The organism is Hahella sp. HNIBRBA332 (assembly GCF_030719035.1).
In the GTDB taxonomy this organism is placed as follows: domain Bacteria; phylum Pseudomonadota; class Gammaproteobacteria; order Pseudomonadales; family Oleiphilaceae; genus Hahella.
Window position 1 is genome coordinate 5,802,018 of record NZ_CP132203.1, and the last position, 19,698, is coordinate 5,821,715.

The following is a 19,698-nucleotide window of genomic DNA, read 5'->3' on the forward strand; positions in this document are numbered from 1 at the left end:
ACTAATATTAGTGGCATTAGGCCACTAATATTAGCGGCCCTTGGCGATGGTGTCAAAACAGACGCTTCGGCTTCAACAATAAAAGCATATCCAAACTCCAGAGTAATACCATGGACATACAATCCTTTTTGGTCGGCTTCTTCGGCGGCTCCACGATAGAAATCATCGCATCCCTGGCGGGCTTTATCTGCGTGTTCCTGATCATCCGACGCAATATCTGGTGCTGGCCCATCGGGCTGGTGCAGGTGGCGCTGTACATGATTGTGTTTTACGACGCCAAACTCTATTCCGACTTCATTCTTCACGGCATCTATGTGGTGATGCAGTTTTACGGTTGGTGGTATTGGCTGCAGGGAAGGGGACAGGATGACGATCTGGTGGTGTTGCCCACTGCCTTGCCGATGACGTTGTTGTGGGTGGCCGTCGCCATTCTCGGCAGCTTCGGACTGGGTTACGTGATGTCTACCTACACTGACGCGTCGTTGCCATACCCTGACGCCTTCACGACGGTGGCCAGCCTGGTGGCGCAATGGTTGTTGTCCAGACGCCAGCTGATCAACTGGGGATTCTGGATTGCCGTAGATATAGTCGCCATTGGCGTGTATTGGCAGAAAGGTCTGTATCCGACGACGGTTCTTTATGCGACGTTCCTTGTTATGGCGAGCGCTGGCCTTATGGTCTGGTTGCGTCGTTATCAAACACAAATGCTGGAGATGAAAGCGGAATATGCGAAGGCCTGAGTTCGAAGCGGGGCGTAAGGTTGGCCTGACGTTAGGGAAGTTCGCGCCGCTGCACAAAGGGCATCAGTATCTGATTGAACAGGCTTTGGAGCAGGTGGATCACCTGCTGGTGATGATTTACGGCTGTCCTGAGGTGATTGATGTTCCGTTGGAGCGGCGAGCGTCCTGGATTAAAACGCTGTACCCGCAAGCGGAGGTCATTCTGGCGCCGGATGGACCGCAGGAAGTGGGCGATACGCCGGAGATTTGTCGGAAGCAGGAGGAATACATCGGGCAGTGTCTGGCGGGGAGGCGGGTGACCCATTTTTTTTGCAGTGAATTCTACGGCGATCATGTCAGCCGTTATCTCAACGCGCAGGACTGTCGAGTGGATGAAGCTAGAAAGATCGTACCCATCTCCGCTACTCAGGTGCGCAAAAATCCTTTCGCCGCCAGAGACTGGCTGCATCCGTTGGTGTACCGGGACTTGGTGAAGAAAGTGGTGTTTCTGGGGGCGCCTTCTACCGGGAAAACCACGTTGGCGGAGGCGATGGCGGCGCGCTTTAATACGCAGTGGATGCCGGAGTATGGACGGGAGTATTGGGAGGGAAATCAGGTTGAGCGACGTCTGACCCCCGAGCAATTAGTGGAAATCGCAGAAGGTCATCTGCAGCGGGAAGATAACCTGCTGCTGGATAGCGATAGTTATTTGTTTGTAGACACCAATGCCCTGACGACGCGCCATTTCGCTCATTATTATCACGGGTTCGCGTTGCCCGAGCTGGACCGCCTGGCGGATGCCGCGGCGCAGCGATACGACCGTGTGTTTTTGTGCGCTGACGATATCCCCTACGAAGATACCTGGGATCGCTCAGGGGAAGTAAACCGCGCGGATTTCCAGCAGGAGATCATCGTGGAGCTGGAGCGCAGAAACATAGAGTATGTGTTGCTAAGGGGCGATGTTGAGGCGCGTATCAGGCAGGTTAAGAATGTTTTAGAAGGAGGCTGAAAATAGCGCTTGACCACATAGTGTCATTATGCCACTATGTGTCCATCGACAGGGTTCATGGGACTCATGAATCCACGGAGAAAAAGATTTAAGCGGACCTGGAAAGACCGGGTTCCCGTCAACCACAGCAAGGAGATTGCTGGTATGCAAAATTTCGAATACGACTTTTTAGTATTTATCGGACGTTTCCAACCCTTTCATCGCGGCCACCTGGCGGTGATTGAACAGGGACTGCGTAAAGCGCGTCAAATGATCGTCTTATGCGGATCGGCGCATCAGCCCCGCTCCACACGCAACCCCTGGAGCGTCAGCGAACGCGAAGACATGGTGCGCAGCGCCCTCAGCAAAGAAGATAGCCAACGCGTACATATCGCGCCGCTGATGGACATTGTCTACAACGATGAGATCTGGGTCAGAAACGTACAGTCCACGGTTCAGGGACTGGTGACCGCTCATCACGGCATGCCGCACAAATCCGCCAAGGTGGGCTTGATTGGCCACAGCAAGGACCACAGCTCTTTCTACCTGAAGTTGTTCCCTCAATGGGGGAATGTTGAAGTAGAAAACGTGGATGGCATCAGCGCCACGCCGGTGAGAGAAGCGATTTTCGGCGTTAACCAGACGGATCGTCGCGGTGGTTTGAATTACCTGGATAGCGACGAAGCAGCGCAGGTGTTGCCGACAGCGGTGCGGGAGAAACTGGCGAAGTTCTGTCTCAGCGAAGACTATGAGGAAATCAAATACGAGCATGATTTCATCGCCAAGTACAAACGCGCCTGGAGCGCCGCGCCTTATGCGCCCACTTTCGTAACGGTCGACGCCGTTATTGTGCAAAGCGGACATGTGCTGCTGGTGGAGCGCAAAGCGCGTCCCGGTAAAGGGTTGTTAGCGTTGCCGGGAGGCTTTGTAGATCAGAATGAGAAATTACTGGATGCATGCCTGAGAGAGTTGCGGGAGGAAACCCGACTGAAAGTGCCAGCGCCGGTATTGAGGGGCTCAATCAAAGCGCAGCAAGTGTTCGATGATCCTCATCGTTCAGCCCGAGGGCGCACTATCACGCATGCATTTCACATTGAGCTGGAGCCAAGCAGCGAGCTGCCGAAAGTGAAAGGCGGCGATGACGCCAGACAGGCCATGTGGGTGCCCCTGGCGGAACTGGACCCAGGCAAGTTGTATGAAGATCACTACTTCATCATTCAGGAAATGACCGGCATCTAACCGGAGAATTATTAAGACAAACGAGGGGCGCGGATAGACCGCAACACCCTTTACCCAAACATTGATCGGAGGATTTCCGTCATGAAAAACAGCATTATCTTAAACGTAGACTCTTACAAAACCTCTCACTACCTGCAGTATCCGGCTGGCGCCACGCAGGTTTCCAGCTACATCGAATCACGCGGCGGCGCATTTGAAAAAGCGGTGTTCTTCGGCCTGCAGATGTTTATCAAGGAGTACCTGACCAAGCCGATCACCGCGGACGATATTGAAGAAGCCAAGCTGGTGTATCAAGCCCACGGCGTACCCTTCAATGAGGAAGGCTGGCGCTATATTCTGGACAAACACGAGGGTTATCTGCCGATAGAAATTCAGTCTGCGCCGGAAGGAACTGTCATGGATGTGAAAAACGTGATGGTGCAGGTAATCAACACGGACCGCAACTGCGCCTGGTTGACCAGCTATGTGGAAACGGCATTGTTGAGAGCGGTGTGGTATCCAACCACGGTCGCCACCGTATCCTGGAGCTGCCGCAACATCATCAAACGCTATCTGGAAGAGACGGCGGACACCATCGACGGATTGCCGTTCAAACTGCACGATTTCGGCGCTCGCGGCGCGAGCTCTGAAGAAACCGCAGCGATTGGCGGCGCCGCGCACTTGGTGAACTTTATGGGCACTGACACCGTTAGCGGCATCATGGCGGCGAGACGTTACTACGGCGCCGACATGGCGGGTTTCTCAATCCCTGCGGCGGAGCACAGCACCATTACCAGCTGGGGCAAGGAAGCGGAAGTGGACGCTTACGCCAACATGCTGGATCAGTTCGCCGAACCTGGCAAACTGGTGGCGGTGGTCAGCGACTCTTATGACTTGTGGAACGCTATCGACAACCTCTGGGGCGAAGCCCTGAAAACCAAGATCGAGCGCAGCGGCGGCACTTTGGTGGTGCGTCCTGACAGTGGCGATCCTGTAGCGATCGTGACCGAGACCATCGAACGGCTGATGCGGAAATTCGGCTTCACTGTTAACAGCAAAGGCTATCGGGTATTGCCGGCTTGTATCCGGGTGATTCAAGGCGATGGTATCTCTTTACACACGATCGAAGCCATTCTGGCGGCAATGAAAGCCCGCATGCAAAGCGCTGAAAATATTGCTTTCGGTATGGGTGGAGAACTGCTGCAGAAAGTAAACCGGGATACGTTGAAATTCGCTATGAAGGCCTCTGCGATATGCGTAAAGGGCATCTGGAGAGATGTCTACAAAGACCCCATCACTGATCAGGGCAAGCGGTCTAAAAAAGGACTTCTGGCGCTGGTGAAAAACCTGGATGGCGGCTTTCAGACAGTACGCCGGCAGGATCTGGGCAATCGGGAAGATCAGCTGGTCACTGTCTTCCGCAACGGCGACCTGATGAAGGAATGGACCTTCGACGAAGTCAGAGCCAACGCAGCGCAATAAGCCTGGCGCCAGAGCGGAGTCGGTTTTCCGGCTCCGCTTTTTGCGTTCGTATATATAGCAACTTTCTCGAAAAAGGCTGATTGAATACTAAACAAAGGCTTGCTAATATCCGCGCCCACTAAACGAATTTACCTGAAGAGCAAGGTTATGACATTCACCACTACCAACATCAGCGGCCGCGTCGGAACGATCTCCATCGTTCGCGACAGCGCGTGCATTTTGGTATTGAAGTCATAGCCTTCGCTATAGCTGGCGGGGGCGTATAGGCCTCCGGTTGCAATGTGAAAAGACCCCGGTAGGCCATCGCCTCCCGGGGTTTTTTCGTTTTCGGTTCCGAAAAAGTTCGGACGTTTATTCAACATCGCCAAGACATGGTTTCGTTATGAGAACTTACGACAAGTACATCGCAGCAATAGTCCCAGCCCAAGGGCCGGAGTTCTCGCGCCTATCCCTTGGTGCTTCCACTTTTTCCACGCTTGTTCGTCCTGTTTTTGTTATGGGTAAGCGCGGAACGCCAAAAGACCGGGAAACAACTTAACGCTCCCATGACGCCTCTTGCGCCCTGGGAGTAAATACTTCCGGGCGTAGTCAGAAAGACCTGCCCGGAAGAGGAATTTCAGGTTTTCAGAGGTTTGTTATGAAACTTCAAAAGTTAAGAAATATCGGCATCATCGCTCACGTTGACGCAGGCAAAACCACACTGACCGAAAGGCTGCTGCACTTCACTGGCGCCCTGCACAGTATGGGCGAAGTGCATCATGGCGGGACCGTCACCGATCACATGGTTCAGGAACGCCAACGAGGCATTACCATCGCCAGCGCGGCGGTTACGGTGGCTTGGCGGGATCATCGTATCAATATCATTGATACGCCTGGTCACATTGACTTCAACATCGAAGTGAATCGTTCGTTGCGCGTGTTGGACGGCGCAGTCGTGGTTTTCGACTCCGTGGCCGGCGTCGAGCCGCAATCTGAAACCAACTGGCGACTGGCGGATCAATACGGCGTACCGCGCATATGTCTGGTTAATAAAATGGATCGCATCGGCGCTGATTATTTGCGCGTGGTGAATATGATTCGTGAGCGACTTGGCGCCAGACCGCTGGTGGTTCACTTGCCGGTGTTCGTCGAAGAAAGCTATTCCGGCCTGATCGATTTGACGACCATGACCCTGCATCGCTGGAACAGTGATGACGGTTGGAACTATTCATCCGAAGACATTGCCCCTGAATATCAGGAACAGGCTACGCAGTATCGGGCGCAACTGGAAGAAACGCTGGTTGAGCTGGATGACGAACTCCTGGAAGGCTGGCTCAATGGAGCCGCCTTGCAGACTGAAGATCTGCAGCGACTGATTCGTCAGGGCGTTGTCAGTGGCGCATTCGTTCCTGTGTTGTGTGCGTCTGCATTCAAGAATAAAGGCGTGCAGATGGTGCTGGACGCGGTGGTCGACTATCTGCCTTCGCCACAGGATGTGAAAGGAGTGGAAACTGTCGATGGCGCTCAGGTTGTGGATGCGGACATCGAAGGCGCATTCGCTGCATTGGCCTTTAAAGTGGTGAACGATAAACACGGCGCTTTGACTTATGTTCGGGTTTATCGGGGTTCGCTTGCAGCAGGCTCGCGGGTGTTGAACGCCAATGTCGGTCAATATGAACGCATTGGCCGCATATACGAGATGCACGCGGACCGTAAGGTGGCGCGAGACCGTATCGGCGCTGGCGACATCGTGGCTCTGGTTGGCATGAAGCATACGCAGACCGGCGATACGCTGTGCGACCCGGAAGCGCCTCTGGTGCTGGAGCGCATTAGCGCGCCGGAACCGGTTATGGACATCGTGATTGAGCCGAAATCCCGGCAGGATCAGGATCGACTGGGTGAAGCACTGCGCGCGATCGTCGGCGAAGATCCCAGCCTGCGTCTGAGTACGGGCGCCGCCGGAGAAACGCTGGTGTCAGGCATGGGCGAACTACACTTGGAAATTGTGGTGGACCGACTGCAAACGGATTACGACATCGCCGTGGCGATTGGTCGACCACAAGTGGCGTATCGAGAGACGATCACGCAACCGGCTGCTGTGGACTATGTCTACAAGAAGCAAAAAGGCGGACCCGGTCAGTTCGCAGAAGTGCGCATGCGCTTTGAACCTATCGCCGGCGACGGTATTGAGTTTGAAAGCCAAATCGTCGGCGCCGCCATTCCGCGGGAATATATTCCCGCAGTGGAAGATGGCGTCAGACAGGCTGCGCGCTCTGGCGTACTGGGCGGTTATCCCAGTGGCGGCTTCAAGGCGGTGTTGCTGGACGGTTCCTATCATGCGCAGGATTCGTCGCAACTGGCGTTCAGCGTGGCCGGACGGGAAGCCTTCAAGGAAGCCATGGCGCAAGCGGCGCCCAGACTGCTGGAGCCAGTGATGGCGGTTGAGATTGTGACGCCTCGCGATCACGTCGGCGACTGCATTGGCGACCTCATGCGCCGTCGCGGTTCGATCCTCAATCAGGTGGACCGAGGCGACGCCTGCGTCATCAACGCGGAAGCGCCGCTGGCGGAAATGTTCGGCTATATCGGCGACCTGCGCACTATGACGGCAGGGCGAGCCAGTTTCTCCATGACGTTCTCGCACTACGCGGAAACGCCACAGGGAGTCGCCGACTCGGTACTTAACGCCGATTGATCCTAATCACCCAGTGCGAACTGTGTTGCACACTCAAAAGGAGCCCGGAATCATTCCGGACTCCTTTTTTCTTCCCTTCTGTTTGTGAGTTGCCGCGATTTATAGTCAAGACTGGCAATGACTCAGTCTGGGACCTAGCATAAGTTAAGCGTCAGGCACTGCGTACATCCGCGCATTGTCTGGGCTGGCGACGGCGCCTATATTTTTCGGCCCGGTACATTAACCAGACATTGCTGAGTCCATGAAGTTACAGAAGTCCGAACTCCCTGCATTGCTTGAGCGTATTTATTCTGAGGTGACGCCTTTGTATGGCGTGGGTAAGACGGCGGATTACATTCCTCCGCTGTCGAGGGTGAATCCGCGTCAGTTCGGCATGGCGATTCGCTTTGTCGATGGTGATGAGTTCACGGTGGGTCAGGCCTCGACGCCTTTCTCTATTCAGAGTATCTCCAAATTGTTCGCCCTGATGCTGGCCCTGGATATTGTGGGCGATGATTTGTGGAAGCGGGTGGGGCGCGAACCTTCCGGTATGCGCTTCAACTCGTTGTTGCAGTTGGAAAATGAAAACGGCATTCCGCGCAATCCTTTTATCAACGCTGGCGCCATTGTGGTGGCGGACACTATCGTTAATCACAGTGCGTCGCCAGTGAAACGTCTGGAGCAATTCATGGCGTCGCTTTCCGGCAATGTATTCAACCGGTACGACCCGGAAGTCTATGTTGCGGAAGCGCGCACCGGTTATCGCAACGCCGCCATTGCTAACTTGCTCAAGGCGTTGGGCAATTTGGAAGGGGAAGTGGATGTGGTGCTCGACAGCTACTACAAGCAGTGCTCGATGACCATGAGTTGCCTGGATCTGGCGCGGGCCACCGAGAGTCTGGCCAATAAAGGTAAATCCAGTTTTCGTACTCAGTTTCATGGCGAGCGCATGGACAAACGGGTTAACGCCCTGATGCTGACTTGCGGGCTCTACGACGCTGCCGGTAACTTCGCGTATCAGGTAGGATTGCCGGCCAAGAGCGGCGTGGGAGGAGGTATCGTGGCGGTGCTGCCTGGCTATTTCTCTGTCGCGGTATGGTCGCCGGAACTCGACAGTTATGGTAACTCGGTGCTGGGCCAGAAGGCGCTGGAGTTACTCACTCACTACACCAGCAGTTCTATCTTCTGACGTCGCTAAGATATCTGCAAAATGGCAGGGGCGTCAGCGTGGCGCTCCAGCCATTTAGTCTTTCACCCCGCCTATCCAGGTTCCCTCGACTTCTAATTGGTCATTCAACAATACCAGATCGGCGCGATAACCCGGCGCGATACGGCCGTACTCGTCATCAATACCCAGGAATTGCGCAGGATACAGCGACGCCATACGTAGCGCTTCTTCCATATCCAGACCAATCGCGCTGACGCTATTGCGCACTGCGGTAGCCATGTCCAGGTCTGAGCCCGCCAGCACGCCTTGTTCCGTCGTCAGTCGACCGTTACAGCGCACCAGTTTTTCGCCCAGCAACTCGAACTCTTCACCCGGCATGCCGACGGAGTGCATGGCGTCGGTGACCAGCATGATTTTCCCCTGGGCTTTGGCGCGCAGGGCGATGCGCATGGTGGCGGGATGCACATGATGATTGTCCGCGATCAGACCACACCAGCTGTCGGCGTCATCCAGCGCAGCGCCAACGACGCCAGGGTCGCGATTACGCAGAGGCGTCATGGCGTTGAACAGGTGAGTAAAACCTGTCGCCCCTTCCGCCAGCGCCTGATGTACCTGCTCGTAACTGGCGGCGGTATGCCCCAGGCAAACATGGACGCCGCGCTCTCGCAGTTTGCGGACAAAGCCTTCCGGCACTTTCTCCGGCGCCAGGGTGACGATGGTTGCGCCGATGTCGCCGAGGCTGCTGAGCAGTTGCAGGGCGTCGGCCTCCGGTTCGCGAATGACGGATTCCCGGTGAACGCCTTTGCGGGCGACATTCAGATAAGGGCCTTCCAAATGAATGCCGAGCACCCCCGGCGCGCCCTCGCGTAATGCGGCCTCTACCGCGCTCACGGCGGCTTCCATTTTGTCGCGGGTGTCAGTGATCAGCGTAGGCATGAAGGCGGTCGTGCCATAGCGCCGGTGGGCGGCGCCCATTTCCCGCAGTACCGCTGGGCTGGGGTTGTCATTGAACAACGCGCCGCCGCCGCCGTTAACCTGGACATCAATATAGCCAGGGGCCACCAGCATTCCATTCAGAGATATGCGAACCGCATCAGCAGGAATTTGATGCTCGGGCGCGATGCTGTGAATGCGTCCGCCTTCGATGATTAACGCTTGTTGCGAGAGTAGGGTCTCGCCGGTAAAAATCCGGCCATCAGTTAAGGCTGTTAGCATTCGCTTGTCTCGGACTTCTGTTTGATCAGTAAGATGGCGCCGTCCAGCGCGTCCCCCAAAGGAGAGGTCAGGTAAGGCGTAATGTCCTGCGGCAACCAGGGGACAATGGCTTCGCTCAGGCCGCCCATGATGCAGACGGCGGGCGCGCCCAGATTGATCAGGCCGCGAATCATCAGCGCCGCTTCATCGGCGGTTTGCGCCAATAATTGCGTAGCGACAGGGTCATCCAGGCGGGCGTGCTCGAACACCAAAGGAACGAAAGCGGCGTAATCCCTGGGTTTGGCTTGATCCATCCAGGCCACGACGTTTTCCTGGTTGTTGTCGAAACGTTGCATGACGGCGTCGGTGAGAACCGAAGCCGGCTGCAGTCTCTCGAACGCCAGCAGGGAGTGACGCAGCGTATTCAGGCCGAGCCAGGCGCCGCTGCCGCAATCGGATACCGGGAAACCCCAGCCGCCCAGCAAATGAAATTCATGATTTACTGTGGCCACTGCGCAGGAGCCAGTGCCCATAATCAATATGCCTCCGTCGCCACCCTTGAAGGCGCCCAGACAGGCGGTATGGGCGTCGGTATGCAAGGCCAGATCCGCAAACGGGTGAGGATGGTTCAATACCAGTTCCCGTTCTTTTTTCTGCGCGACGCCCGCCAGACCAAAGCCGGCGTGGATACAAGGCAGCGCGCCGTCGTCCAGATTCGCCGCCGCCAACGCCTGACGGGTGGCCAGCATAATGTTGGCGTAGGCGAAGTCAAGGCCCAGGCGCGGATTGGCGCCGCCTGCAAACCCTTCGCCGAGAATGCGGCCATCGGCGGAGCAGAGACGGGCGCGACAGGAGGTGCCGCCGCCGTCGACGCCGAGATACATAGGTTGCTGCGTCACAAATAGGCCCCCTGTACGCGTAAAGTTTCGCTCTGCACCCAACGATAATAGTCGATCAACTCCAGTTTGGAGGCGGCTTCCGTGTCCACGATCACCAACGCGGACGGATGCATCTGCAAGGCGGAAGCCGGGTGCATGGCGCTGACAGGTCCTTCCACCATTGCTTTGACCGCGTCGGCTTTGGCGGCGCCCGCCGCCAGCAGCATGACTTTGCGCGCATCGAGAATCGTACCAATGCCCATGGTGATAGCCAGATGCGGCTGCTCTTCGTCAGCGGAAAAAAAGCGGCTGTTATCGCGAATGGTTTCCTGGGTCAGGGTTTTCGCCCGGGTGCGGGAACTCAGGCTGGAAGTGGGCTCATTAAAACCGATATGACCATTGCGGCCAAGCCCCAGTATCTGCAGATCAATACCGCCGGCGCTGCGGATTTTATCTTCATAGGCGCGGGACTCCGCGACGGGATCCCCCATGCCGCTAGGGATATGAGTGTTCTCGGGAAGAATATCAATGTGGTCGAATAACTGCTTCTGCATGAAGCTACGGTAGCTCTGTGGATGTTGCGGGGCAATACCAATGTATTCGTCCAGATTAAAGGTGCGTACCTGACGGAAGCTCACCTCTCCCTGCTGGCGCCGCTGAATCAAGTGTGCATACAATGCGATGGGCGTGCTGCCAGTGGCGAGACCCAAGACCGCAGCTGGTTTGTCCTGTAATAAACGAATGCACTGTTCGGCGCCCATCCGGGCCACTGCTTCCGGGGAATCTGCGATGATGACGCGCATAAGATCTCCTGCTGATTCAACGCCCTCTGAAGCAAGTATCCGGGACGTTCGATCGAGACAATACCTTTTTAATACCATTAATATAATAAGCGCACATGCGGACGAATAACAGCCCCAAATTTAGATAAAGGCGCCATTTTTGGACAAAGGTATTAAATTTCAGCTCCAGGAAGGCTTGATTACCACTTTGCAATGGGTTTATATTGGTATTGTCAAATAAAAATACCAATTATTCTCCGGTATTGAGTACGAGCTGTTGAATCACTAACAACCTCTATGGGAGAAACAAGCGATGAGCTTTTTAACAATAAAGGGTGCGTTTCGCCATGCGGCGAAGATCGGGTTGGGCGTTTTCGCCCTGACGACATTAACTGCGGAGGCCGGCGACAAACTGGTCATCGAAAGCTGGCGCAACGACGACGCCAAAGTCTGGAACGACGTTATCATTCCCGCCTTCAACAAAAGTCACCCCGATATCAAAGTCACTTTTACCCCCACACCTCCCGCAGATTACAACTCGGCTCTACAGGCTAAGCTTCAGGCGGGCACGGCTGGCGATCTGATCACCTGCCGTCCGTTTGACGTGTCCCTGGCTCTTTACCAAAAGGGCAATCTGGAGAAGTTGAACGATCTTGAAGGCATGAAGAACTTCCCCGATGTCGCCAAAACCGCATGGTCCACTGACGACGGTAAAGATGTATTCTGCCTGCCAATGGCCTCGGTCATTCACGGTTATATCTACAATAAGGAAATTTTCAAAGAACTTGGCTTGTCCGTACCGAAAACGGAATCCGATTTTTTCAAAGTGCTAGAGAAGATTAAGGATGAATCCCGCTATACACCGCTGGTCATGGGCACGGCGGACCAGTGGGAAGCCGCCACCATGGGCTTCCAGAATGTCGGTCCCAACTACTGGAAAGGGGAAGAGGGACGCAAGGCCCTGATCGACGGCAAAGAAAAGCTGACCGACCCTGAGTATGTGAAAGTCTGGGAGCATCTGGCGAAATGGAAACCTTTCCTGGGCCGAGGCTATCAAGCGCAGAAATATGCGGATTCGCAGAACCTGTTCACCTTGGGGCGCGGTGCTATCTATCCAGCCGGTTCCTGGGATATCACCACCTTCAATGAGCAGGCCGACTTTGAATTCGGCGCCTTTCCCCCGCCTGTGCCGGATGGCCAGAAAACCTGCTACATCAGCGATCACACTGATATCGGCATGGGCCTGAACGCCGCGTCCGCCAACAAGAAGGAAGCCCGTATTTTCCTATCCTGGATGGCGGGTCCGGAGTTCGCAGAGCTGTATGCCAACCAGTTGCCAGGCTTCTTCCCGCTGGGTAACCACAAGATTTCCATCAAAGATCCTGTGGCGAGCGAATTCCTGAGCTGGCGCGGTCAGTGCGAACAGACCATTCGCAACTCCTACCAGATTCTGTCTCGCGGCACGCCCAATATGGAAAACCAGCTTTGGAACGTGACGGTGCAAGTGCTGAACGGCTCCATGGCGCCCAAAGCGGCGGCGGAAGAAGTCGAAAAAGGCCTGAAGACCTGGTATCAGCCGCACATGTAATCTTCCATTAGTGAAGATCCCGTCCCGGCGCTCCGACCTAAGGAGCGCCGGGCGCATAATAAACACAGCCGCAGACGCATTTTCGCCTGTGCAAAGGCAAACCGGGGCGGGCTTTCCGTCTCTAACCGGCTTGGTGTAGCTATGATGACTCACTCTGATATACGCAAACCTTTTCCCTGGCATATCCTGGTCTTTCTGGGCCCCGGACTGCTGATTTATCTGACCGTCAGCGTATACCCGTTGTTGGATACGCTAAGGCTGGGCTTTTTTAGTGAAGACGAAAGCGGCGCCACCTTTTTTGTCGGCATGCAGAATTACGCCAACCTCCTGTTTAGCGAGGTCTGGTCGGAACCTTTCTGGAACGCTCTGAAAAACAACTTAATGTTCTTCGTTATCCACATGCTGCTGCAGAACCCAATTGGTCTGTTGCTCGCCTTGTTGTTGAGCTCGCCGCGCCTGCGCTTGAGCGGAACCTATCGCACTTTGCTGTTCATGCCGACCATGTTGTCGGTGGTGATTGTCGGCTTCGTGTGGCAGTTATTGCTGAGCCCGCTTTGGGGGATTTCCGAAGACTTCATGTACAACATCGGGCTGGGCGACTATTTCGACGCTTGGCTGGGGAAAGAAGGCACGGCGTTAGTGACGCTGTCGTTGATTTCCGTGTGGCAGTTCGTCGGCATACCTATGATGCTGATTTACGCCGCATTGCTGAATATTCCCGAGGATCTTAATGACGCCGGCGTGGTGGACGGCGCCAATAGCTGGCAGATCTTCTGGAATATCAAACTGCCCTTGTTGCTGCCCACTATCAGCATGGTGTCGATACTGACCTTCGTCGCCAACTTCAACGCCTTTGAACTGATATATGCCGTGAAAGGCGCGCTGGCGGGCCCTAATTTCTCCACGGACATCATGGGCACCTTGTTCTACCGCACCTTCTTCGGCTTCCAGCTGCAGCAGGGCAGCCCCACCATGGGCGCGGCGGTGGCGACGCTGATGTTTCTGATCATCCTTATCGGTGTGGCGATTTACCTGTTCTTCGTACAACGGCGCATCCAGCGCTTCCAACTGTAACGGGGAGGCGAACTATGCTAAACAAGATGACGCTGACAATGCCCTGGAGCGGTATGAATAAACTGACGTTAAAGCCGGATCTCGGTAAAAAGTTGATGGTGCACGCCGTATTGCTGACGTACACCGTTATTGCCTTGTTTCCGATTCTGGTGATCCTGATCAACTCATTCAAATCCCGTAAGGCGATTTTCAACGATCCGCTGGGGCTGCCGGATGCGAGCAGTTTTACCTTGGTGGGTTTCGAAGAGGTGCTGGCGCGTTCTTCATTCGACGTGTTTTTCTTTAACAGTCTGATCGTGACTGTGTTGTCGCTGTTCTTTGTTCTGCTGTTCGGCGCCATGGCGGCCTGGGCGTTGACGGAGTACCGCTTTCGCGGCGCGCTGTTTATCGCGGCGCTATTCGCCATGGGCATCATGATTCCTATTCGTCTGGGTACCGTGAGTATTCTGCAATTGATGGTGGATCTGGATCTGGTGAATACGCGAACCTCTCTCGTACTGGTGTATATTGCGCAAGGGTTGCCGTTGGCGGTGTACATTCTGTCGGAGTTCATCCGCACCATTCCGAAAGAACTGAAAGAAGCGGCCCGCTGCGATAATGTCAGCGAATACAAAATCTTCTTTCAGATCGTGCTGCCCTTGATTCGTCCGGCGATGGCGACGGTGGCGGTATTCACCATGATCCCGATCTGGAACGATCTGTGGTTCCCTCTGATTCTGGCGCCAGGTGAAAGCACGCAGACCATTACCCTGGGCGTGCAACAGTTCATCGGGCAGTTCGTGACGGACTGGAACGCGGTATTGTCTTCCCTGACGCTGGCGATTGCGCCGGTGCTGGTTCTGTATCTCATATTTTCACGCCAATTGATTCGCGGCCTGACGGCGGGAGCGGTGAAATGAGCGGCGCAATCTTTATTCGTGGCCTGCGTTCCGGCGCACCGGCGGGGCTATGTCGGACAAGAGGTGAGTAATGGCTGACGTACAACTTAAACAGATTAAGAAGAGTTACGGCCAGGTCAATGTCCTGCACGGCATAGATCTGGACATCAAGCACGGCGAGTTCGTGGTGCTGGTGGGCGCATCCGGATGCGGCAAATCCACATTGCTGCGCCTGATCGCCGGTTTAGAGGACATTACCGGCGGCGAACTGCTGATTGACAACAAGGTGGTGAATCATCAGCCGCCCGCCAAGCGCGGCATCGCCATGGTGTTTCAGTCATACGCTCTGTACCCGCATATGTCGGTGTTCAAGAACATGGCTTTTGGCCTGAAGATCTCTGGCAAAGATAAGAACTACGTGCGGGAAAAAGTGGAGCACGCCGCCAAGATTCTGCAGATCGATCATCTGCTGGAACGCTTGCCCCGGGAATTGTCCGGCGGTCAGCGTCAGCGGGTGGCGATAGGGCGCGCGATCGTGCGCGATCCCAATGTGTTTTTGTTCGACGAGCCCCTTTCCAACCTGGACGCCGCCTTGCGGGTGCAAACCCGGGTGGAGATTGGCAAGCTGCATAAAGACCTGGGCGCAACCATCATCTACGTTACCCATGATCAGGTCGAGGCCATGACCCTGGGGGATAAGATCGTGGTGATGAACAAGGGCAGGGTGGAGCAATGCGGTTCGCCTCTGGAACTGTATCGTCATCCGCGCACGCAGTTTGTCGCGGGTTTCATTGGCTCGCCGAAAATGAACTTCATGAAAGGAAAAGTCTCGGTGAAAGCGGAGGGCTCCATTTTTGTGAAGCTGGCTGACGGCGTCGAAGTGGAAGCCCGCGTGGAAAGCGGCGCCATTGCGGTTGGCGAAGATGTGACGGTCGGCGTGCGACCCGAACATTTACAGGAAAGTCTTCACGGCGAAGGCCGGTTAAAAGGAAAAATTAACCTGGTCGAGCATTTGGGTGAAGTCAGTTATATATACATGACATTAACGGACGGATCTGAAGTTGTCGTGCGCGGAGACGGCGAAACGGAAGTGAAAGTGGGCGACGAGATATACGCTGACTACCAGCTGCAGAATGTTCATGTATTCAATGCGCAGGGACTGGCTTTCAAACGATTAACGGCAGCGGAAGCCGATGCGCCGGCGGCCGCCATGATTAGGCAGGCAGCCGGTGGAAATACCTGACTTTATTCAAGTTTCTGCTATGCTAGCGTCTTCTCGCAGCTCAAAAAGCAAATCTACTGCTAAGAACCTACGTCAAGACGCTATGAGCAAACCAGACAGTCTGATTACCAAAATCTTCGGAATTCCGGAGCAAATCTCGCGGCACTCAGCGCCGTTGTATCTGCAATTGCAGACCAAGATCCGCGAGGCGGTGGACGCTGGCGTACTGCGCGCCGGCGATGTGGTGCCCGCGGAGCGTGAAATCGCCGCCGCCATGAAAGTTTCACGCGTCACGGTGAGACGCGCCATCGACGATCTGGTGGAAGAAGGCTTACTGACCCAGCGCCAGGGCGCAGGCACATTTGTGACTGAGCGTGTGGAACAGCCGCTGAACTATCTCAAGAGCTTCTCTGAGATCATGCAGGAACGCGGCAAGAAGCCGGGTTCCCGCTGGTTGGACCGCTCCGTCGGCGTGCCCCACGAGGATGAACGCGTGGCGCTGAAACTGGCGGCGGATAGCGAAGTCGTGCGCTTTCATCGTCTGCGTTTGGCGGACGATAAACCCATGGGGTTGGAAGTGGCGACGATACCGCGGCAGTTTCTGGACAATCCGTTTGAAGTCACCGGTTCGCTGTATGAAGCGCTGGCGGAAAAGGGGTTGCGTCCGGTCAAAGCGCTGCAGCGTCTGCGCGCTATCTCCATTGATGAAACCCGCGCCAAGCTGCTGGACATTCCGGTGGACAGCGCCGTTCTCTATATCGAACGTTTAGGCTTGTTGGAAGATGGCGTTCCCATCGAATTCACGCGTTCTTATTTCCCCGGCGACGCTTATGACTTCGTCGCGGAGATTCGCAATGTGTCTCACTATGCGCCAATGGGTTTTCACAAGTCAGATGGCGTTGAGGAAGACGACGAGGACTGAGCGCGCTGCGTCGTGTCTCTTTCGGGCGTGTATTTATTTTTGGACAGTATTGAATAAGGTGGACGGCGTGAGCCGGCTCCACCTTATTTTTTAGTCTGGCAAATCAGTTCAACTGAAATCGAATCGGCACCGCCATTTTCCAATAGGTGCGCTCAAGCTCATCCGGAATAGGCTGAAACTGGGCCAGAGTGACCAACGCTTTGACGGCGGCTTCGTCCAGACGGGAAATGCCGGAGCTGTCGCGCAAGCGCACTTCCGCTATATCGCCACTTTTTGTAATGGTGAACTCCACCGTGCTGGTGCCTTCCTGGCGGCGGCGTTTGGCGCTCAGCGGGTACCTCTTGTTCTTCTCCAAGGCCAATTGCAGCGCATTGATATAGGCCTGTTCAATACTGACGATCTGCGCTGAGCTTAGCTGCGGTTGCTCCGCAATGGCCGGCGCCGTAGAGATGTCCGTGTGCGGGTCTGGTGAAGGAACGGGATTTTCCGCTACGTCCTTGTTGGGCTCAGGATCGACTTTGGCGACTTCCTCTTTCTTGGTCGGCTGCGGCGTCTTCACCTTTTCGACGACCTTTTTCGGCTCAGGCTTTTTCTTGACGGGCTGCTTGGGCTCTACCGGCTTTTCCACCTTGGCGACCTCCGGCTTGGGCTCGGGAGGCGTCTCTACCGGTTTAGGCGTTTCCTCTACGATTTCAGGTTCGGGCTCTTCAATGACCGGCTGTTCGGTTTCCACCACCTCTTCGACTTCTGGCGCAGGCTCCGCTTCCGGTTGTTTCGCCTCGATCTGTTGCTCGACAATGCGCATTTGCGACAGCACCAGGGACACTGGCGCGGCGGCGATGGGAGCCGGCGCTGGCGAAGAGACGCCGGAAATCAGCCAGGCCGCGAGCGATACATGCAGGCACAGGGCGACGGTGATTCCGATGATATGGCGTTTCATTGGTTACGACTGGCGAGTACGGAGAAATTGGTCAGTGAATATTTCTGCAGCAGGTCGGCGACCGCTACAAAACTTTTGAAATCCGCCTGACTGTCGACCTTGAGAGTGATCGGGCTGGATTTCCCCAGCGCTTTCAGGCGACTTTCCAATTGTTCCAGAGACGCGGCTTCATCCTGGTAGTAGTAAAGGTTTTCCTTGTCGATAACGATATTGACCGCGTGTTCCGGCGCGGATTTGTTGGAGACGTTTTCCGCGCTGGGCAATTCGATGGGGATTTTACCCTGCACCACGAAGGTGGCGGTGGTCAGCACAATGGCCAGGAGCACCAGCATGATGTCGATAAACGGAATGACGTTGATCTGATCAAACTTTTTCATAGTGGGCCTAGCTTCCCTGGCGGGTCTCTCTATCGGCGCGCCATAGCGCCTGTGTGACTTCCACTTTGCGGGTCAGCGCGTTGTAAATCATCAGGGTGGGGATCGCCACCAGCAGGCCGAGGGCGGTGGCTTTCAGCGCCAGCGCCAAACCGCCCATGATGGCGCCTACTTCCACATTGCCGCTTTGGCCGATCTGATAAAAGGTCAGCAGAATGCCAGCGACGGTGCCCAACAGACCAACATAAGGGGCGTTGGCGCCGATGCTGGAAATGGTGGTGAGGTGCTTGGTCAGGTCGACGGTGAGCCGATCGAAATTCTGGTAGTCCGGCAGCGACAGGGCGCGCATGAACAGCCAGCGTTCGATGGACAGCCAGACGACGATGAAGCTCATCAGGCCCAGGATGCCGAAAATGGTGAGATCAAGGTATTCAGAAAGAAGTTCCACTACGCCTCCCTTTGCGTCCGGCGCTGAAACGCTGTTGCGATTGAGTGGATCGCCGGGCTGCAAGACTAATTTGGGGATCAATGACGAAAAACAATAATCATACACAAATGAAAATGATTATCAATAAATAGCTGGGGCGACAACATCGCTGAAATGACTTCTTGGCGGGTCCAGCCAGGGTCGACGCGGGAATGGGATTTATCGACTACTATTTAAGTAAATCATCAAGGCTTTATCTGGGAAACTATGGGCGCACCACCTCGTTTTCACTGCTATAGCCGCACGCCTCGTCGCCTTGCCGGTCTGGCGTTAGCGCTGTTGTTGTCCGCCACCTCAGCCTCCGCCGCTTCCGTGGGGGTGTGCGATACGCTGAATGTGACCGGCAATCCCGAGTATCCGCCATTTCTCTGGCGGGACCGCGACAACCCGGATCAGCTCATTGGAGTGGCGGTGCGGCTGTTGGAGATCGCACTGGAGCCGGAAAACATCGCTGTTGAATCGCACTATGTCGGACCTTGGTCGCGGGCCCAGGTAGAAGCGCAATTGGGGCGGGTGGATATGCTCACAGGCGCATTTATCACGGAAGAGCGGCAGACTTATATGGACTATATCAAGCCACCCATGATGATCATGCCCAACGTCATTTTTGTGAGAAAAGGCAAAGCCTTTCCGATGACCAGCTGGCTGGATCTCAAGGACCGACACGGCGACACCCTTATCAACAACAGCTTCGGCCAGGAGTTTGATGAGTTCGCCAAGCGCCAGTTGGATATCGAAGAAGTGCGTTCGATTGAGTTTGCGTTTGAGCGTCTGTTGCTGGGGCGCACTGACTATGTGATCTATGAGTTATACCAGGGCTACGCCATTGGCGAAGTCAGAGGCTTCAAAGGCGATATCGAGCATTTACCGACCCCTATCAGTTCGGAAGGGCTTTACTACACCGTGTCGAAAAAGTCTCCCTGCCACAATCAGGAATTGATAGATTTCCTGAACAAGCGAGTGCGTGAACTGGTGGATAAGAAAGCGCCGGAGAGTCTGGTGGAGCGCTACATGACGCTATGGCGCAAACAGGCCACCGCCATCGATATTTCAGAAGTGTCTTCTCTCAGGATAAAAAAAGCCGCTTCTCAAAATGAGAAGCGGCAAACTCCCAGGATATTGAAACGCTGA

At 55.2% G+C, this 19,698-nt stretch carries 18 protein-coding genes; 12 read left to right on the forward strand and 6 right to left on the reverse strand.

Annotated elements, in window-relative coordinates; genetic code table 11:
* The first annotated feature begins 110 nt into the window (after positions 1-110).
* From pnuC to O5O45_RS25630, 6 genes are all read left to right on the forward strand, one after another.
* Positions 111-740 carry a nicotinamide riboside transporter PnuC gene (gene pnuC / locus O5O45_RS25605; protein WP_305902144.1) on the forward strand — a complete coding sequence of 210 codons (630 nt, stop codon included), beginning with the start codon at positions 111-113 and terminating at the stop codon, positions 738-740.
* On the forward strand, positions 727-1,728 hold the full coding sequence (locus tag O5O45_RS25610) for an AAA family ATPase (RefSeq protein ID WP_305902145.1): 1,002 nt from the start codon (positions 727-729) through the stop codon (positions 1,726-1,728). Before pnuC ends, O5O45_RS25610 begins: the two co-directional genes overlap by 14 nt.
* Positions 1,729-1,872: 144 nt before the next feature.
* The gene (locus O5O45_RS25615) at positions 1,873-2,946 is read left to right on the forward strand and encodes a bifunctional nicotinamide-nucleotide adenylyltransferase/Nudix hydroxylase (RefSeq protein WP_216736681.1); all 1,074 of its coding nucleotides are present in this window, start codon (positions 1,873-1,875) and stop codon (positions 2,944-2,946) included.
* Positions 2,947-3,027: 81 nt separating this feature from the next.
* On the forward strand, positions 3,028-4,407 hold the full coding sequence (locus tag O5O45_RS25620) for a nicotinate phosphoribosyltransferase (protein WP_305902146.1): 1,380 nt from the start codon (positions 3,028-3,030) through the stop codon (positions 4,405-4,407).
* 637 nt (positions 4,408-5,044) lie between these two features.
* Entirely contained in the window at positions 5,045-7,081 is a 2,037-nt protein-coding gene (gene fusA / locus O5O45_RS25625; protein WP_305902147.1) for an elongation factor G, read from the forward strand.
* A gap of 241 nt (positions 7,082-7,322) precedes the next feature.
* Positions 7,323-8,249, forward strand: a complete 927-nt coding sequence (locus tag O5O45_RS25630; protein ID WP_305902148.1) for a glutaminase — start codon at positions 7,323-7,325, stop codon at positions 8,247-8,249.
* 54 nt (positions 8,250-8,303) lie between these two features.
* Here O5O45_RS25630 and nagA read toward each other — a convergent pair whose 3' ends face one another.
* Genes nagA through nagB form a run of 3 tightly spaced genes read right to left on the reverse strand, consistent with a single transcriptional unit; the run spans position 8,304 to position 11,103 of the window.
* On the reverse strand, positions 8,304-9,443 hold the full coding sequence (nagA, locus tag O5O45_RS25635; protein WP_305902149.1) for an N-acetylglucosamine-6-phosphate deacetylase: 1,140 nt from the start codon (positions 9,441-9,443) through the stop codon (positions 8,304-8,306).
* On the reverse strand, positions 9,437-10,321 hold the full coding sequence (locus O5O45_RS25640) for a glucosamine kinase nucleotide-binding domain-containing protein (protein WP_305902150.1): 885 nt from the start codon (positions 10,319-10,321) through the stop codon (positions 9,437-9,439). Before O5O45_RS25640 ends, nagA begins: the two co-directional genes overlap by 7 nt.
* Positions 10,318-11,103 carry a glucosamine-6-phosphate deaminase gene (nagB, locus tag O5O45_RS25645; RefSeq protein ID WP_305902151.1) on the reverse strand — a complete coding sequence of 262 codons (786 nt, stop codon included), beginning with the start codon at positions 11,101-11,103 and terminating at the stop codon, positions 10,318-10,320. The genes O5O45_RS25640 and nagB overlap by 4 nt, the downstream gene beginning before the upstream one ends.
* A gap of 292 nt (positions 11,104-11,395) precedes the next feature.
* Between nagB and O5O45_RS25650 the strand changes: the two genes are divergently transcribed.
* The 5 genes from O5O45_RS25650 (at position 11,396) to O5O45_RS25670 (ending at position 16,766) form a co-directional block, all read left to right on the forward strand.
* Complete coding sequence (locus O5O45_RS25650; RefSeq protein WP_305902152.1) at positions 11,396-12,670, forward strand: ABC transporter substrate-binding protein; 1,275 nt, start codon at positions 11,396-11,398, stop codon at positions 12,668-12,670.
* 141 nt (positions 12,671-12,811) lie between these two features.
* Positions 12,812-13,744 (forward strand): carbohydrate ABC transporter permease, encoded by a 933-nt coding sequence (locus tag O5O45_RS25655; protein ID WP_305902153.1) that lies wholly within the window; start codon positions 12,812-12,814, stop codon positions 13,742-13,744.
* A 14-nt stretch (positions 13,745-13,758) separates the two neighbouring features.
* Positions 13,759-14,643: a carbohydrate ABC transporter permease gene (locus tag O5O45_RS25660; protein WP_305902154.1), complete on the forward strand. Its 885-nt coding sequence runs from the start codon at positions 13,759-13,761 to the stop codon at positions 14,641-14,643.
* A gap of 70 nt (positions 14,644-14,713) precedes the next feature.
* Positions 14,714-15,865, forward strand: a complete 1,152-nt coding sequence (locus O5O45_RS25665) for an ABC transporter ATP-binding protein (RefSeq protein ID WP_305902155.1) — start codon at positions 14,714-14,716, stop codon at positions 15,863-15,865.
* Positions 15,866-15,947: 82 nt separating this feature from the next.
* A complete protein-coding gene (locus O5O45_RS25670; protein ID WP_305902156.1) occupies positions 15,948-16,766 on the forward strand; it encodes a GntR family transcriptional regulator in 819 nt (272 codons plus the stop codon).
* Positions 16,767-16,869: 103 nt separating this feature from the next.
* On the opposite strand, the gene O5O45_RS25675 is transcribed toward O5O45_RS25670, so the two are convergent.
* From O5O45_RS25675 to exbB, 3 genes are read right to left on the reverse strand one after another with little or no spacing between them, the layout of a single operon-like run.
* The gene (locus O5O45_RS25675) at positions 16,870-17,706 is read right to left on the reverse strand and encodes an energy transducer TonB (protein WP_305902157.1); all 837 of its coding nucleotides are present in this window, start codon (positions 17,704-17,706) and stop codon (positions 16,870-16,872) included.
* Positions 17,703-18,083, reverse strand: coding sequence for a TonB system transport protein ExbD (exbD, locus tag O5O45_RS25680; RefSeq protein ID WP_305902158.1), 381 nt, complete (start codon positions 18,081-18,083; stop codon positions 17,703-17,705). Before exbD ends, O5O45_RS25675 begins: the two co-directional genes overlap by 4 nt.
* Positions 18,084-18,090: 7 nt before the next feature.
* Complete coding sequence (gene exbB, locus O5O45_RS25685) at positions 18,091-18,528, reverse strand: TonB-system energizer ExbB (RefSeq protein WP_305902159.1); 438 nt, start codon at positions 18,526-18,528, stop codon at positions 18,091-18,093.
* Positions 18,529-18,774: 246 nt separating this feature from the next.
* Here exbB and O5O45_RS25690 point away from each other — a divergent pair, with 246 nt between their 5' ends.
* A complete protein-coding gene (locus O5O45_RS25690) occupies positions 18,775-19,698 on the forward strand; it encodes a substrate-binding periplasmic protein (protein ID WP_305902160.1) in 924 nt (307 codons plus the stop codon).